General features: G+C 74.0%; 10 protein-coding genes. 7 read left to right on the top strand and 3 right to left on the bottom strand.

Annotation, left to right across the window (positions count from 1 at the left end; all coding sequences use genetic code 11):
* Nucleotides 1-172: 172 nt before the first annotated feature.
* Both NOCA_RS25930 and NOCA_RS15975 read right to left on the bottom strand, forming a co-directional pair.
* Nucleotides 173-3,571: a BTAD domain-containing putative transcriptional regulator gene (locus tag NOCA_RS25930; protein WP_011756303.1), complete on the bottom strand. Its 3,399-nt coding sequence runs from the start codon at nt 3,569-3,571 to the stop codon at nt 173-175.
* A gap of 20 nt (nt 3,572-3,591) precedes the next feature.
* Nucleotides 3,592-4,581 (bottom strand): glycosyl hydrolase family 18 protein, encoded by a 990-nt coding sequence (locus NOCA_RS15975; protein WP_011756302.1) that lies wholly within the window; start codon nt 4,579-4,581, stop codon nt 3,592-3,594.
* Between the two features lie 69 nt (nt 4,582-4,650).
* Between NOCA_RS15975 and NOCA_RS15970 the strand changes: the two genes are divergently transcribed.
* From NOCA_RS15970 to ligD, 6 genes are all read left to right on the top strand, one after another.
* Nucleotides 4,651-5,079 (top strand): NUDIX domain-containing protein, encoded by a 429-nt coding sequence (locus NOCA_RS15970; protein ID WP_011756301.1) that lies wholly within the window; start codon nt 4,651-4,653, stop codon nt 5,077-5,079.
* A 184-nt stretch (nt 5,080-5,263) separates the two neighbouring features.
* Nucleotides 5,264-6,187, top strand: a complete 924-nt coding sequence (locus NOCA_RS15965; protein ID WP_011756300.1) for an SMP-30/gluconolactonase/LRE family protein — start codon at nt 5,264-5,266, stop codon at nt 6,185-6,187.
* 19 nt (nt 6,188-6,206) lie between these two features.
* Entirely contained in the window at nt 6,207-8,111 is a 1,905-nt protein-coding gene (gene dxs / locus NOCA_RS15960; protein WP_011756299.1) for a 1-deoxy-D-xylulose-5-phosphate synthase, read from the top strand.
* Entirely contained in the window at nt 8,092-9,300 is a 1,209-nt protein-coding gene (locus NOCA_RS15955; RefSeq protein ID WP_011756298.1) for a peptidase MA family metallohydrolase, read from the top strand. The genes dxs and NOCA_RS15955 overlap by 20 nt, the downstream gene beginning before the upstream one ends.
* 44 nt (nt 9,301-9,344) lie before the next feature.
* Nucleotides 9,345-10,859, top strand: a complete 1,515-nt coding sequence (locus NOCA_RS15950) for an amino acid permease (RefSeq protein WP_011756297.1) — start codon at nt 9,345-9,347, stop codon at nt 10,857-10,859.
* Entirely contained in the window at nt 10,856-12,223 is a 1,368-nt protein-coding gene (gene ligD, locus NOCA_RS15945; protein ID WP_011756296.1) for a DNA polymerase domain-containing protein, read from the top strand. The genes NOCA_RS15950 and ligD overlap by 4 nt, the downstream gene beginning before the upstream one ends.
* A 9-nt stretch (nt 12,224-12,232) precedes the next feature.
* Here ligD and NOCA_RS15940 read toward each other — a convergent pair whose 3' ends face one another.
* Nucleotides 12,233-12,949, bottom strand: a complete 717-nt coding sequence (locus NOCA_RS15940; protein ID WP_041546591.1) for a L,D-transpeptidase family protein — start codon at nt 12,947-12,949, stop codon at nt 12,233-12,235.
* Nucleotides 12,950-13,042: 93 nt separating this feature from the next.
* Between NOCA_RS15940 and NOCA_RS15935 the strand changes: the two genes are divergently transcribed.
* Nucleotides 13,043-14,530 (top strand): sensor histidine kinase, encoded by a 1,488-nt coding sequence (locus NOCA_RS15935; protein ID WP_049774377.1) that lies wholly within the window; start codon nt 13,043-13,045, stop codon nt 14,528-14,530.
* Nucleotides 14,531-14,831 lie beyond the last annotated feature (301 nt).

The raw sequence follows: 14,831 nt of genomic DNA, 5'->3' as shown, positions 1-14,831 counted from the left end.
CCAGATGACCACGCGCAGCAGCGGCGCCTGGCCGCGGCAGCTCCGAGACCGGGGGGTCGGTTTCCCCGGTGAACCGGGGAAACCGGAACTGTTGGGCCGAAGTTCCGGCCGAGAAGTTCCGGCTTTGCCCGCGAAGTCCGCGCGGACATGCGGGAGTACGACCGGCGGGCGGCTAGAAGGAGAACCGCTCCCGTTCGCGGCGGACCCAGTCCGCCGCGAGCGGCACGTCCCACGTCGCGCACAGCTCGAGCGCGCGGTCGGCGTGCCGGGCGGCCAGGTCGTCCTCCCCGGTGGCGTGGGCGGCCATCGCGAGGAACATGTCGACCGGCCCGATCGCCGACCCGGAGCCGGCGCACGCCGGCCGGCCCGTGAGGTCGGCGAGGCACTGGTACGCCGTCGCGCCGAGCTGGGCGTCGCCCAGGTAGCAGGCCGCTTCGGCGCCCATGCTCCAGGCCATGGGGGAGAACCAGGTGTCGGAGGCCATGGCCAGGCCGACGTCCTCCCGGTGGCCCTCGAAGTAGGTCCGGGCCACGTCGAGGTGGCCGGTGCGGCACTGCACCGCGACGATCGAGGTGGCGATCGGCAGGAACGTATTGCCCTCCATCGCCGTCATCGCCAAGGAGAGCTCGTCGTCGCGTCCCTGCCAGAGCAGCTGCATCAGGAGCGCGCCGGCGACGGCCTCCTCGTAGCCGGTGATCGACACGACCTCGCCGATGCCCTGCATGTGCTCGATGATCTTCTCGACCTCGTCGAAACGGCCCTGCATCGCCGCCCACGACACCTCGAGGGAGTCCAGCACCAGCTGGGCGTAGATGTGCCGCAGCCGGTCCGCCTCGGCGCGGGCCCGGGACAGGCTCTCGTCGAGGACGGTGACGTCGCCGAGCTCGCCTGCCGCGACCGCGCGCAGGGTCAGCGCCGAGCAGAGTGAGATGCCGTCGCCGAGCCGCTCGGCCAGACCGACCGCCTCGGTGGTCAGGTCGAGCCGCAGCTGCGCCGTACCGGCGCGCCAGACCGCGATGGCCGCGTGCAGGCAGGCGCTCAGCGTGAGCGCGGGGTCGCCGAGCCGACGGGCCATCGCGACGGCCTCGGCGGAGATCGCCTCGCGCTCCTGCGGGGTGGCGCCGTAGTAGATCTCCCCGGCGAGCCCGAGCATCACCCGGCAGCGGGCCGGGGAGTCGCCGTCGGGCAGACGGTCCAGCGCGCGGCGCAGCGCGGCGACCACCATCGGGTCGACCTGGGCGTGCGCTGCGGCCTGCCACAGGGCGCCGGTGCTGGTCATGATCCCGGCCCGGCCGAGCAGGTCCGGGTCGCCGAGCTCGTCGGCGACCTCGATCGCCTCGTGGGCGACCCCGCGCAGCTCGATCCATCGGCCGGCCCGGCGCAGCACCTCGGCGAGGTCGGTCAGCAGCTCGAAGCGGGACCGGTCGTCCGACCCCGGGTCCTGGTCCTGCGCGCGCAGCGCGTGCTCGAGCATCTCGAGCGCCTCGACGTACGCGAAGACGGCGGTCGCGGAGCGGGCGGCCGCCTGGGCCGCGGGCCAGGCGTCGGCCAGGTGCCGCGGGCCGGCGGCCAGCCAGTGCCGGGCGATCTCGGCCTCGTGACCGTTCCGCCCGGCGAGCACGCGTGCGGCGCGCGCGTGCACCCTGGCCCGGCGCGACTGCGGCAGGCTCGAGCGCACGGTGTCGCGCACCAGCGCGTGGGTGAACCGGAACCGGTCGACGCCGTCCTCCTCGACGAGGCCCGCGGCCAGCGCCGGGTCGAGCCGGTCGAGCACCTGATCGTCGTCCTGGTCGGCGGTGCCGGCGAGGGTCCCGAGCTCGAAGATCCGGCCGAGCACGCTCGCGACCTGGAGCAGCTCGCGGGTCGGCTCGTCGAGCTGGGCGAGCCGCCGCGAGAGCACCTCGTGCACGGCGGCCGGGGGCTGCGGCTCGGCCATCAGCGCGGCCACGTCCCCGCGCTCGCGGGCCAGGCGCGCGTACTCGACGAGGAAGAACGGGTTGCCCTCGGTACGCCGGCGCAGCGCGTCGGTCTCGGCCTCGGTGGGCTCGGACTCGGTGATCTGGGCGAACACCTGCGCGGCCGCCTCCGCGGGGATCCCGCGCAGCTGGATCCGCAGGGCGTGCTTGCGGGCCAGCGCCTCGGCGACCTCGGCCAGGGCCCCGGTCGGCGGCGGGTGCTCGCGCCAGGTGGTGAGCACCAGCAGCCGCGGCCCGGGACCCTCCGCGACCGCGGCCTCGGTCAGCAGGCGCAGCACCCGGAGGCTGGAGGTGTCCGCCCAGTGCAGGTCGTCGAGCACCAGCATCAGCGGGCCCGCGGTCGCCGCCGCGAGCACCGACTCGACCACGGTCTCCCAGGCCCGGAACGCCGCGCCGCCGTCGTCGTCGGTGCCACTGGTCGGCAGCTCGGACCCGAGCCGCTCGAGGACGGTGGCCCAGGGCCACAGCGCCGGGGCGCCGTCGTCCTGTGAGCAGCGCCCCCACGCGATCGTCATCCCGTGCGCGTCGGCGTACGTCGCCGCCTCGATCGAGAGCCGGCTCTTGCCGATCCCGGGCTCGCCGGTCAGCGCGACGAACGACGGCGACCGGTCGGTGCCGGCGACCACCCGGTCGACCAGGTCGGTGAGGGCGGCGAGCTCGTCGGCGCGGCCGGCCAGGGACCATCCCCACAGCGTCGGGAACGGCAGCGCGGCGTGGACCTGCGGGCCGGTCGACGCCCGGGCCGCCGTTGCCGGGCCGGGCGCCGGTGCGGGGTCGGGGAGCGCCGTCGACTCCTGCCGGAGCACGGCGGCCTGCACTGCGCGCAGCTCGGCCCCCGGCTCCAGGCCGAGCTCCTCGTCGAGGACGTCGCGGACCTGGCGCAGCACCGCCAGCGCGTCGGCCTGGCGGCCCGACCCGGCCAGCGCGAGCGCGCGCAGCGCCCAGGCGCGCTCGCGCAGGGGATGCTGGCGGGTGAGCGCGTCCAGCTCCGCCGCGACCGTGGCATGCAGCCCGAGCAGGATGCCGAGAGCGGAGCGGTCCTCGTTGGCGAGGACCCGCAGCTCCTCGAGGCGGGCACGCTCGGCCTCCGCCGCCGGCACCTCGCCGAGATCTGCGAAGGGGACCCCGCGCCAGAGCGCGAGCGCCTCGTCGAGGGTGGTGTGCAGGGCACCGAGGCCGGCTGCGTCGGGGGAGCCGGGCGGCAGGTCGCGGCCCCGGCAGAGCGCGTCGGCGAGGGGGGCGACCCGGCCGTGCGCGGTGGTGACCGCGTGCTCGAACGCGGCGGTGTCGAGGTCCTCCTCCGGCAGCCGGAGGGCGTACCCGGGCTGCTCGGTCACCAGCAGGGTCCCGCCGCCGCGCGAGGTCCGGTCCGGCTCGAGCGCCCGGCGGAGCCCGGCGACGTACCCCTGCAGCGTCCCGGCGACGCCCGGCGGCGGCGCGCCGGCCCAGACCAGGTCGGTGAGCGTGTCGATGGCGACCGCGCGGCCGCGGTGCAGAGCCAGCGCGGCGAGCAGCGCGCGCTGCTTGGGGCCGCCCAGGCCGACCGGCCCGGAGGCGTCGGCGGCCACGGTGGTGCCGAGGACGCCGATGCGCATGCAGCGAAGGATAGGGCCGCTCAGCGCAGGGTGTCCGCAGATCCGATCCGCCACACGGCGAGCCCGCGCACGGCGTACTCCCGGGCCAGGGCCACGCGCGCACGGTACGAGCGGCCGTCGGACCACCACAGCACCGTTCCGTTGGAGAGCCGGGTGGTCCACTCGCCGAGCTGGGGGCGCCAGCGCACGGTCGCGCCGTCGCGGTTGACCATGCCCCGCGCCTGCCGCAGCGTCAGGCTGCGGCCACCGCCGTCCGCCGGCCAGCTGTAGCCGTAGCCGGAGACCCCGAGGAGCACCTGCTCGGCGGGTACGACGGACAGCAGCGCGTCCAGGGCGTCGCGCTGCCACGGCAGCGGCCCGATGGGTCCGGGCCGCGACCACGGTCCGTGCATGTCGTAGGTCATCACCGCGATCACGTCGGCCGCCGCCGCCAGGCCCGCCAAGCGGTAGCCCCGGTCGCGGTAGGCGCGCACCGAGGTCGCGGCGCTGATGTCGACCGAGACGGTCCGCTCGGCCGGCATCTCGTCCTGGAGCGCCCGCACGAGGGCGACCAGCCCGTCGCCGTCGCTGCGGCGTACTCCTTCGAGGTCGACGTTGACCGAGTCCCAGCCCTGGTCGCTGACGTGCCGGGCGAGCCGGCGGGCGACCGCCGCGATGTGGTCGGGGTCGGAGAGCAGCCGGTGCACAGCCCGCCGGTCGAAGGTCTCGAGGCGGTCGCTGTAGTTGCTCAGCAGCAGCTCGGCCGTCAACCCGTGGCGGTGCGCCGCCTGCAGCAGCCGCTGCGCGTCTGCAGTGGGTGCGGCGACCCGGTCACCGGCCGCGGTGATCTCGACCCCCGCGACGCTGAGGGTGCTCAGCCCGTCGGCGTTGCGGCTCACCAGCCGGTTCGGACTGCTCTGGAGGATCCAGCCGGTCACCTCGAGGCCGTCCGGGCGCCCGGCCTGGGCCGGCAGCGGGGCGAGCAGCGTGAGTCCGAGGACGACCGCGACGAGGCGGACCACGAGGAGCATGAGCGTCAGCCTCCCACCCTCGACCGCGTCCCCCAGATAGGCCCGGCCGGGCATCGATAGCGTGAGCGCATGCACCGGTTCGCCAGCGTCCTGCTCGTGGACGGTCGCGGGTGGCTGCTGCTCCAGGAGCGCGACGAGCGCCCGGTGATCGACCCGGACCGGTGGGGCCTGGTGGGCGGGCACGTCGACCCGGGGGAGGACTCCGAGGCTGCGGCGTACCGCGAGCTCGAGGAGGAGACCGGGATCCGCCTGGCGCCCGGCGAGCTGACCCTCTGGCGGGACACCGAGGTCTTCCACGAGGCCTACGGCACCGTCGACGAGGTGCAGGTGTGGGTCGGGCGGACCACGCTGACCGACGCCGACATCGTGGTGGGGGAGGGCCGACGGATCGTCTTCGTCGAGCCCGGTCGGGCCAGGGCGCTCGACCTGACCGCGTCGGCGCGCCGGGTCGTCCCCGAGTTCCTGGCGTCCGCGACGTACGACGACATCCTCGGGTGATCGCGGGCATCCCGCTGGCGACCGTCGTCGTCGCCGCCGTGCCTGACGCTCGCCGTGGAGCGGGAGGAGATCGACCGGCGGGGCTCGGCTGGTCGATCCCGCCGCGCCTGGTCGGGACCGCGGTTAGGGGTCGGTGCCGTGTCGGCCCTCGCGCTGCCGGTGCGATCCCTGCTCTGATGTCCTCATGGACCTCACCGTGTTCCCCGTGCCCGGCCCCGGAGCCGAGGACGTCGTCGTCGCCGGACCCGGACCCGACGAGGGGGCGGTCTTCACCGGCACCGAGGACGGCAGCATCTTCCGCGTCGCCCACGACGGGGGCCGGATCGACCGGGTCGCCCACACCGGCGGCCGGCCGCTGGGCATCGAGCTCGACCTGGACGGCCGGCTGCTCGTGTGCGACGCCCGGCGCGGCGTGCTGCGGGTCGACCCGCGCGGCGGCGCCGTCGAGGAGGTCACGGACCGACTCGGCGGGGCGCCGATGATGTTCTGCAACAACGCCGCCGTCGCCTCCGACGGCACCGTGTGGTTCACCGACTCCTCCACCCGCTACGGCATCGACCAGTGGAAGGACGACTTCGTCCAGGACACCCGCACCGGACGGCTGGGGCGGCTCGGCACCGACGGCACCGTCGAGGTGGTGCTCGACGGCCTCGCGTTCGCCAACGGCGTCGCGCTCGCCGCCGACGAGTCGTACGTCGCCGTGGCCGAGACCGGCGCTCGGACCGTGGTCCGCTGGTGGCTGACCGGCGAGCGTGCCGGGACCCGCGACCTGCTCACGAGCGACCTGCCCGGCTACCCCGACAACATCGCGCGCGGGAGCGACGGGCTGGTCTGGGTCTCGATCGCCAGCCCGACCGACCCGGTCGTCGAGCGCCTCCAGCGCGCCCCGCTGCCGCTGCGCAAGGCGGTCACGAAGATCCCCGAGCGGCTCCAGCCGAAGCCGAAGCGGACGATCCGGGCGCAGGCCTTCGACGACGCGGGCCGGCTGGTCCACGACATCGACCTGCCCGGCACGGCGTACCACATGGTCACCGGCGTCCGCGAGCACGACGGCCGGCTCTGGCTCGGCAGCCTGCACGAGCCGGCGGTCGCGGTCGTGGATATCTAGAGTCGTAGACTCGAGCGCTATGGGCCTCCTCGACTCGATCGCGTCCCCGGCCGACCTGCGCGGGCTGAGCGACGCCCAGCTGGAGCAGCTCGCGAGCGAGATCCGCGATCTCCTGATCCGCACTGTCGCGACCAACACCGGTCACCTCGGCCCCAACCTCGGCGTGGTGGAGCTGACCCTCGCGATCCACCGGGTCTTCGACTCCCCGCGCGACCGGGTGGTGTTCGACACCGGCCACCAGGCGTACGTGCACAAGCTGGTGTGCGGACGGGCGGCGAGCTTCGGCACCCTGCGCCGCGAGGGCGGCGTGAGCGGCTACCCGAGCCAGGCGGAGTCCCCCCACGACATCGTCGAGAACTCCCACGCGTCCACGGCGCTCAGCTACGCCGACGGGCTCGCGAAGGCCTACACGATCCGCGGCGAGGACCGCCACGTCATCGCGGTCATCGGCGACGGCGCGCTCACCGGGGGGATGGCCTGGGAGGCGCTCAACAACATCGCGATCGCCAAGGCCAGCAAGCTGGTGATCGTCGTCAACGACAACGGCCGCTCCTACACGCCGACGATCGGCGGCCTCGCGACCGCGCTCACCTCGCTGCGCACCAACCCGCGCTACGAGAACGTCCTCGACCTGGTCAAGCGCCGGCTCAATGCCGTCCCGGGTGTCGGGCCGGCGGCGTACGACGCGCTGCACGCCATGAAGAAGGGGCTCAAGGACGCGCTCGCCCCCCAGGGCCTCTTCGAGGACCTCGGGCTCAAGTACGTCGGCCCCGTCGACGGCCACGACCGCGCCGCGATGGAGCAGGTGCTCGCCCAGGCCAAGCGGTTCAACGGCCCGGTGATCGTGCACGCGATCACCCGCAAGGGCTACGGCTACGACCCGGCCGAGCGGCACGAGGCCGACCAGTTCCACGCGCCGGGCCCGTTCGACGTGCAGACCGGCGCGGAGAAGCCCAAGGGCCGGATCTGGACCGACGTCTTCTCCGAGGAGATCGTCCACCTCGGGCACCGCCGCAAGGACCTGGTCGGCATCACCGCGGCGATGATGCACCCGGTCGGCCTGGACGCCTTCCAGAAGCACTTCCCCGAGCGGACCTTCGACGTGGGGATCGCCGAGCAGCACGCCGCGACCTCGGCGGCCGGCCTCGCCATGGGCGGCATGCACCCGGTCGTGGCGCTGTATGGCACCTTCCTCAACCGGGCCTTCGACCAGGTGCTGATGGACGTCGCGCTGCACAAGTGCGGCGTCACCTTCGTGCTCGACCGCTCGGGGGTCACCGGCGACGACGGCGCGAGCCACAACGGCATGTGGGACATGTCGATCCTCCAGGTCGTGCCGGGCCTGCGGCTGGCCGCGCCGCGCGACCCCGCCCGACTCCGTGAGCTGCTCAACGAGGCCGTCGAGGTCGACGACGCCCCGACCGTCGTGCGCTTCCCGAAGGGCTCGCCGCCCGAGGACATCGAGGCCGTCGACCGGGCCGGCGGGGCCGACATCCTGGTCCGCAACGGCACCAAGGACGTGCTGGTGGTCGCGGTCGGCGCGATGGGCACGACCGCGGTCGACGTGGCGCAGCGGCTGACCGCGCAGGGCATCGGTGTGACCGTCGTCGACCCGCGCTGGGTCAAGCCCGTCGACCCGGCGATCGTCGAGCTCGCGCGCGAGCACCGCCTCGTGGTCAGCATCGAGGACAACGGCGAGACCGGCGGCTGCGGAGCGGTGCTGCTGCAGACGCTCAACGCAGCCGGCGTGCACACACCGTTCCGCCTGCACGGGATCCCGCAGCAGTTCCTCGGCCACGCGAAGCGCGCCGCGATCCTCGAGCGGATCGGCCTGACCCCGCAGGCGATCGCGCTCCGCATCGTGGAGGACATGACCTCGCTGACCGAAGGTCGTTCTCCTCTCGATGTCGAGCAGGCGACCTAGGCTCCTCCTCGCCGCCGTGCTGGTCGCGGCGGCGCTCGCCGGCTGCTCCGGGTCCGACGACGAGCCCGCACCGCCCGCCACCGCGGCGGTGCCGCGGGACGTGGTGCACGCCCTCGACCGGGCGCTGGACGCCCGAGCCCGCGTCGTACGGCGCGCCGACGCGACCGCGTTCGCGCGCCTGGTCGGCGGCGGACCCGGGTTCCGGGACCGGCAGGAGACCTGGTTCGGCAACCTGAGCCAGCTGCCGGTCGCCCGGCTGTCCTACCGGGTCGACCCCCGCAGCCTGGTCCGTGACGGCGACGCCTACCGGGTGACGGTCCGGGAGTCGCTCCAGCTGGCCGGGTACGACGCCGCCCCGGTCACGCGCCAGGGCCGCTACCGGTTCGCACCGGCGGCCCGCCACCCCGGCCGGATGCTGCTGACCGCCGTGACCGAGGCCGACCCGCAGCCCTGGGACACCGGTCCGGTCGAGGTCCGGGAGGGCAGCGGGGTGCTCGGCGTCTTCGACCCCGGCAGCGTCGACCAGGCGCCCGCCCTGATCGCCTCGGTCGAGGCCGGGGTCGCGGCGGTGTCCGCCGCGGTGCCCTACGACTGGTCGCGCACGGTCGTGGTCTACGCGCTCTCCGACCCGGCGTTCCTCGACGGCCTCGAGGACGTGCCCGGCGACGACCCGGGCGACCTGGACGCGGTCGCGTTCCCCGCCGGTGACGGCACCCGGTTCGTGCTGAACCCGGGGATCGTGGACCGGCCCGGCCGCGAGCGGGACCGGCTGGTGCGCCACGAGCTCACCCACGTCGCCGTCGGCACCCGCGACGACGACGTGCCCGTCTGGCTCTCCGAGGGGCTCGCGGAGTACGTCTCCGTCCGGCCGCTCGCCCCGGAGGACCGCCGCATCCCCGAGGCCGCGGTCGCCGCGGCCGAGGCGGGCGTGGCCGACCTGCCCGACGACGCGACCTTCAACGACGAGGACTCCGACGCCCACTACGGCCTCGCCTGGTGGGCCGTGGAGTACCTCGTCGAGGCGTACGGCGACGAGGCTCCGTGGCAGCTGCTCGACGCGCTGGGTGTCGCCGGGGCCGATCCCGACGCCGTGCTGCGCGAGCGGTTCGCCACCAGCACCCACGACCTGGCCCGCCAAGCGGACCGGCTGATCCTCGCGCTCTACGACCCGGCCGCCGGGACGCCGTAGGAGCCGACCGTTTCGGACCGCGGTCGAACGGAAACGGTGAACCCATGAGCCTGATGCGCACCAAGTCCGTCGAGCAGTCGATCGCCGACACCGAGGACCCGGACCACAAGCTCCGCAAGGAGCTCGGCGCGCTGGACCTGATGGTCTTCGGCGTCGGTGTCACCATCGGCGCCGGCATCTTCGTGCTGACCGGCACCGTGGCGGCCTCCAACTCCGGCCCGGCGCTCGCGCTGAGCTTCCTGATCGCGGCGGTCGCGTGCGCGCTCGCGGCACTCTGCTACGCCGAGTTCGCCTCGACGGTGCCGGTCGCGGGCTCGGCGTACACGTTCTCCTACGCGACCCTCGGCGAGCTGGTCGCGTGGATCATCGGGTGGGACCTGATCCTGGAGTTCACGATCGGGGCGGCGGCGCTGTCGACCAGCTTCTCCGGTTACCTCCAGGAGCTGCTCGACGGGACGCCGTTCGAGGTGCCGACCCAGTTCGGCTCCGCGGCCGACGGGTTCATCGACCTGCCGGCGGTGGTGATCGCGCTGCTGGTGATGCTCGTCCTGATCCGGGGCACCAAGCTCTCCAGCATGGTCAACCAGGTGGTGGTGGCCATCAAGCTGGCGGTCGTCGCCGCGGTCATCGTCGTCGGCGTCGCGTACGTCGACCCCTCGAACTGGACGCCGTTCATCCCCGACTCCCAGCCCGTCGGCGACGCCGAGGGCGGCTTCCGCCAGCTCCCGCTGATCACCACGCTGCTCGGGATCGAGCCGGCGGTGTTCGGCATCGGCGGCGTCATCGCCGGGGCCGCGGTCGTGTTCTTCGCCTTCATCGGCTTCGACGTCGTCGCCACGACGGCCGAGGAGGCGCGCAACCCGCAGCGTGACATCCCGATCGGGATCCTCGGCTCACTGGCGATCGTCACCGTCCTCTACATGGCCGTCAGCCTGGTCGTCACCGGCGTGCAGAGCTACCAGGACATCGACCCCGACGACCCGGCGCCGCTCGCGACGGCCTTCTCGGCGGCGGGGGTCAGCTGGGTGGGCGACCTGATCTCGGTCGGCGCCTGCATCGGCCTGGTGGTCGTCGCGATGATCCTGATGCTCGGCCAGTGCCGGGTCGCGTTCGCCATGGGGCGCGACGGCCTGCTCCCGCGCTCGGTCGCCAAGGTGCACCCGAGCTTCGGGACGCCGTACCGGATCACCCTGATCACCGGCTTCGTGGTCGCCGCGATCGCCGGCTTCGTCGACCTCAGCACCCTCGCCGACCTGGTCAACATCGGCACCCTGTTCGCCTTCATCCTGGTCAGCCTCGGCGTGGTGGTGCTGCGCCGGACCCGGCCCGAGCTGCCGCGCTCGTTCCGGACCCCGTTCGCACCCGTCGTCGCCACCCTCGCGACGCTGCTGTGCTTCTACCTGATGCTCAACCTCAAGGGCGAGACCTGGGAGCGGTTCCTGATCTGGATGGCCCTCGGCTTCGTCGTGTACTTCGTCTACGGCCGTCGGCACAGCCGGGTCGGCCGCGCCGAGCGTGAGGAGCGGTCCGGCCAGCCGCGGGACACCGAGGTGCGGTGACCGGCAAGCTGGACGCCTACAGGCGCAAGCGCGACTTCACGCGTACGCCGGAGCCGGCGGGCGCGCCCGCGCCGGGCGCCGGCACCGGCCGGTTCGTCGTCCAGCGGCACCGGGCCCGCCGGCTGCACTACGACCCGCGCGCCGCGGTCGAGGCGGGGGAGCTGCACGCTGAGGTGCACGGCCGCAAGCTGCGCGGCCGCCTGGTCCTCGTCCGGCGCGACGGCGGGGGCGACAGTGGGGGTGGCGACGACTGGATGCTGCTGCACAAGCACGACGAGCACGCCGTCGAGGGCTGGGACCCCGAGGACCACCCGGTCTCGGTGGTCAGTGGACGCACCAACGACCAGGTGAAGGCCGACCCCGACCGGCTGTGGCGCTCCGACGCCCCCGCCGCGGAGGCCAGCGTCTCGCTGCTCCCCGAGCCGCTGCCCGACGAGGCCATCGACGAGCTCGAGTCATTCGGCGAGCAGGGCACCTGGGAGGTCTTCGGCCGGCGGCTCGAGGTGACCAACCTCGACAAGGTGCTGTTCCCCGCGCCGGCGGACGGGCCGCCGGTCAGCAAGCGCGAGCTGCTCGCCTACGCCGCGCGCGTCGCGCCGGTGGCGCTGCCGTACCTGGAGGGCCGGGCGCTCAACATGCACCGGTATCCCGAGGGTGCCGACCGGCCCGGCTTCTGGCACAAGCAGCGGCCCGAGCACGCGCCCGAGTGGCTGACCTGCTGGGAGAACCCGGACGCCGACGAGGGCGAGACCACGGCGTATGTCGTCCCCGACGAGCCGGCCGCCCTGGTGTGGGCCGCGAACTTCGGGGCCCTCGAGTGGCACCCCTGGACCTCGCGCACGGGGCGGCCGCACGAGCCGACGTACGCCCTGATCGACCTCGATCCCGGGGAGCGGACCAGGTGGGCGGACCTGCTGGTGCTCGCCCGCCTGCACCGCACCGCGCTCGAGCACGTCGGCGTCACCGCGCGCCCCAAGGTGACCGGCCGGCGCGGCATCCAGGTCTGGATCCCTGTGGTCCCCGGCTACACCTTCGACGACACCCGCGCGTGGGTCGAGACGCTGTCGCGGACCGTCGGGAAGGTGGTGCCCGAGCTGGTCAGCTGGAAGTGGGAGGTCAAGCAGCGCAAGGGCCTGGCCCGGCTCGACTACACCCAGAACGCGATCAACAAGACCCTGGTCGCGCCGTACTCGCCGCGGCCGGCGCCGGGCGCGCCGGTCTCCGTGCCGATCGAGTGGGACGAGCTCGACGACCCCGACCTGCGCCCGGACCGCTGGGCGGTCCGCACGGTCGGGGACCGGCTCGCCGAGCGGGGCGACCGTTCCGGGCGCTCCTGGGCGCCGCCCAGGAGCTGCCGCCGCTGAAGTGAGCAGTCAGACGACGCGGACGGGCGTGCGGCGCACGGTGAAGTCCCAGACCCGCTTCGAGAGCGCCCGGCTCAGCCGGATGCAGCCGTGCGAGCGTGCCAGGTCGGTGCCGAGCACCCAGTCCGCGTGGATCTGCCGCCCGGAGGACTTGGCGCGGGGGATCCGGTGGAAGCCGATGCCGCAGGGCGCGAACCGGACGAAGTTGTCGAGCCAGACGCTGCCGCTGGTCGACTGGTTGCGCTTGATCCGTGCCGCGCGACCGCAGTACGGGCCGGTCGCGTGGGCGCCGCGGTGCAGCACGCGGGGGTTGTCGACCATGCCGCCCTGCGCGACCACTCGGCCGGCGGGGCCGACCAGCCAGACCCAGTTCTGCCGCTGCGAGATCACGATCCGCCGGCCCTTGCCCGAGGCGGCCGGGACCGGACGCCGGTCGCAGGGACCGGCCTCCCAGCGGCCCTCGGCGTACAGCTTGTGCCGGGTCCGCGCGTCGAGCCGACCGGTCTGCTTCAGCCCCTGCCGCGACTGGAAGCGGTGCACCGCGGAGCGGGTCCGGGCGTCGAGCTCGCCGTCCGCGGGACCGGCCTGACAGCCCAGGCCGTTGAGCCGCTTCTGGGCCTTGACCACCCAGCCCTCGGCGGCGTCGGCCGGTGCGGCCGCGACCTGGGTGGCGGCGACGAGGCTGAGCGCGGCCAGCAGCGGGACGAGCCGGGCCAGACGCACCATGCCCCCATCCTCGGTCTTGCCGGTCCGGCTGCCAAGGCAGCACCCTTCGTCTACGGTGAGGCTCCACGTTTCGGGCCGAGGGGAGGTGTTCGGGTGGCGGATCGGGCCGAGACCGAGGACCTGTGGCGGCTGATGCTGCAGCACTCGCCGATCGGCATGGCCGTGGTCGATCCCACCGGCCGGCTGCTGATGGCGAACCGGGCGCTCTGCGAGATGCTCGGCTACTCCCAGGCGGAGCTGCTCCAGCGCGGCTTCCAGGACCTGACGCACCCGGAGGACCTGGACGCCGATCTGGCGCTGTTCCACCAGGTGCTCGCCGGGGAGCTCGACTCCTACCGGATCCGCAAGCGCTACCTGCACGCCGAGGGCCACGTCGTGTGGGGCGACCTGTCGGTCGCGGTGGTCCGCGACCCGGACGGCACCGCGCGGCACTTCATCTCCCAGGTCCTCGACGTGACCGAGCAGCGGGCGAACGAGGAGCGGCTCGAGGCGGTGACCGCCGAGGTGGAGCGGGAGCGGCAGATGCTCGCGGCGATCTTCGACACCGTGAACGTCGGGCTCCTGCTGATCGGCCCGGACGGCCGCTACGAGCGGACGAACAAGCGGCACGCCGACACCCTGCGGCGGCCGTTCCCCGAGGGGCACGAGGGCGAGGCCGGCCAGCTGGGGCACGTGTACTTCCCGGACGGCAAGACCCTGATGAGCCGGGAGCAGATGCCGTCCTACCGCGCGGCGCAGGGCGAGGAGTTCGACGACTACAACTACTGGGTGGGCGCGGACCCGGCGACGTGGTCGGCGTTCTCCACCTCGGCGCGGCAGGTCCGTGGCCCGTCGGGGGAGCGGCTGGGAGCGGTGCTGGCCTACCAGGAGGTCACCGACCTGATGCGCGCCATCCAGGTCAAGGACGAGTTCGTCGCCTCCGTCTCCCACGAGCTCCGCACGCCCCTCACCTCGGTGCTCGGCCACCTCGAGCTGCTCGGCGAGCGCGACGACCTGACCGACGAGGTGGCGGCCCAGCTGCGGGTGGTGCAGCGCAACGCCGCGCGGCTGCAGGCGCTGCTCTCCGACCTGCTGCTGATCGGCCAGATCGCCGACGGCACGCTGGAGCTGAACTCGGGGCCGGTCGACCTGAGGACGGTCGTCGACGAGGCGGTGGAGGCGGTCCGAGCCGTCGCGGACCAGAGCGACGTGTCCATCCGGGTCGAGGCGCCCGGGACGCTCCCGGCGGTCGCCGACGGCCAGCGGCTGCGGCAGGTCCTCGACAACCTGCTGTCGAACGCGATCAAGTACGGACGGGCCGGCTGCTCGGTGACGGTCGAGCTGCGCCGCGCCGACGACGGCGTCGAGCTCCTCGTGGCCGACACCGGGATGGGCATCGCCGACCACGACCGGGAGCATGTCTTCGGGCGGTTCTTCCGTGGCGGCGAGGCGGTCCGGCAGCACCTGCCCGGCACGGGGCTCGGCCTGAGCATCGTCGCCTCGATCGTGGCCGCGCACGGTGGCACGGTCACCGTCGAGAGCGAGCTGGGCCGGGGCAGCACCTTCCGGGTGGCCCTCCCGGGTGTCGCGGTCCAGCACTGACGGGTGGCGAAAGCCCGGGCCGGGACGGGCCTTTCTGCCCTACGCGACGTGCCGCGGCGGAGAGAGCGTGGGTGCGGCCAGGAAAGAAGGTGTCCCCACCGTGCGACTCGCCTGGAGGGACGGCGTGGCCGCCCTCGCCGTCGCAGTCGCGGGGACGGGCACCCGACGACCGTGGACCGGATGACGGAGATGGACGGCGCAGGCGAACGCGACCACACCCCCGTCTGGCCCGTGGCCGGCACCGCCCCCCGCGCCGTTGTGTTCGGGGTGGACTGACCGCACGACCGGGCCGCCACGAACC

The organism is Nocardioides sp. JS614, assembly GCF_000015265.1.
Lineage (GTDB): Bacteria > Actinomycetota > Actinomycetes > Propionibacteriales > Nocardioidaceae > Nocardioides.
This window is presented reverse-complemented; position numbering and strand designations above follow the sequence as displayed.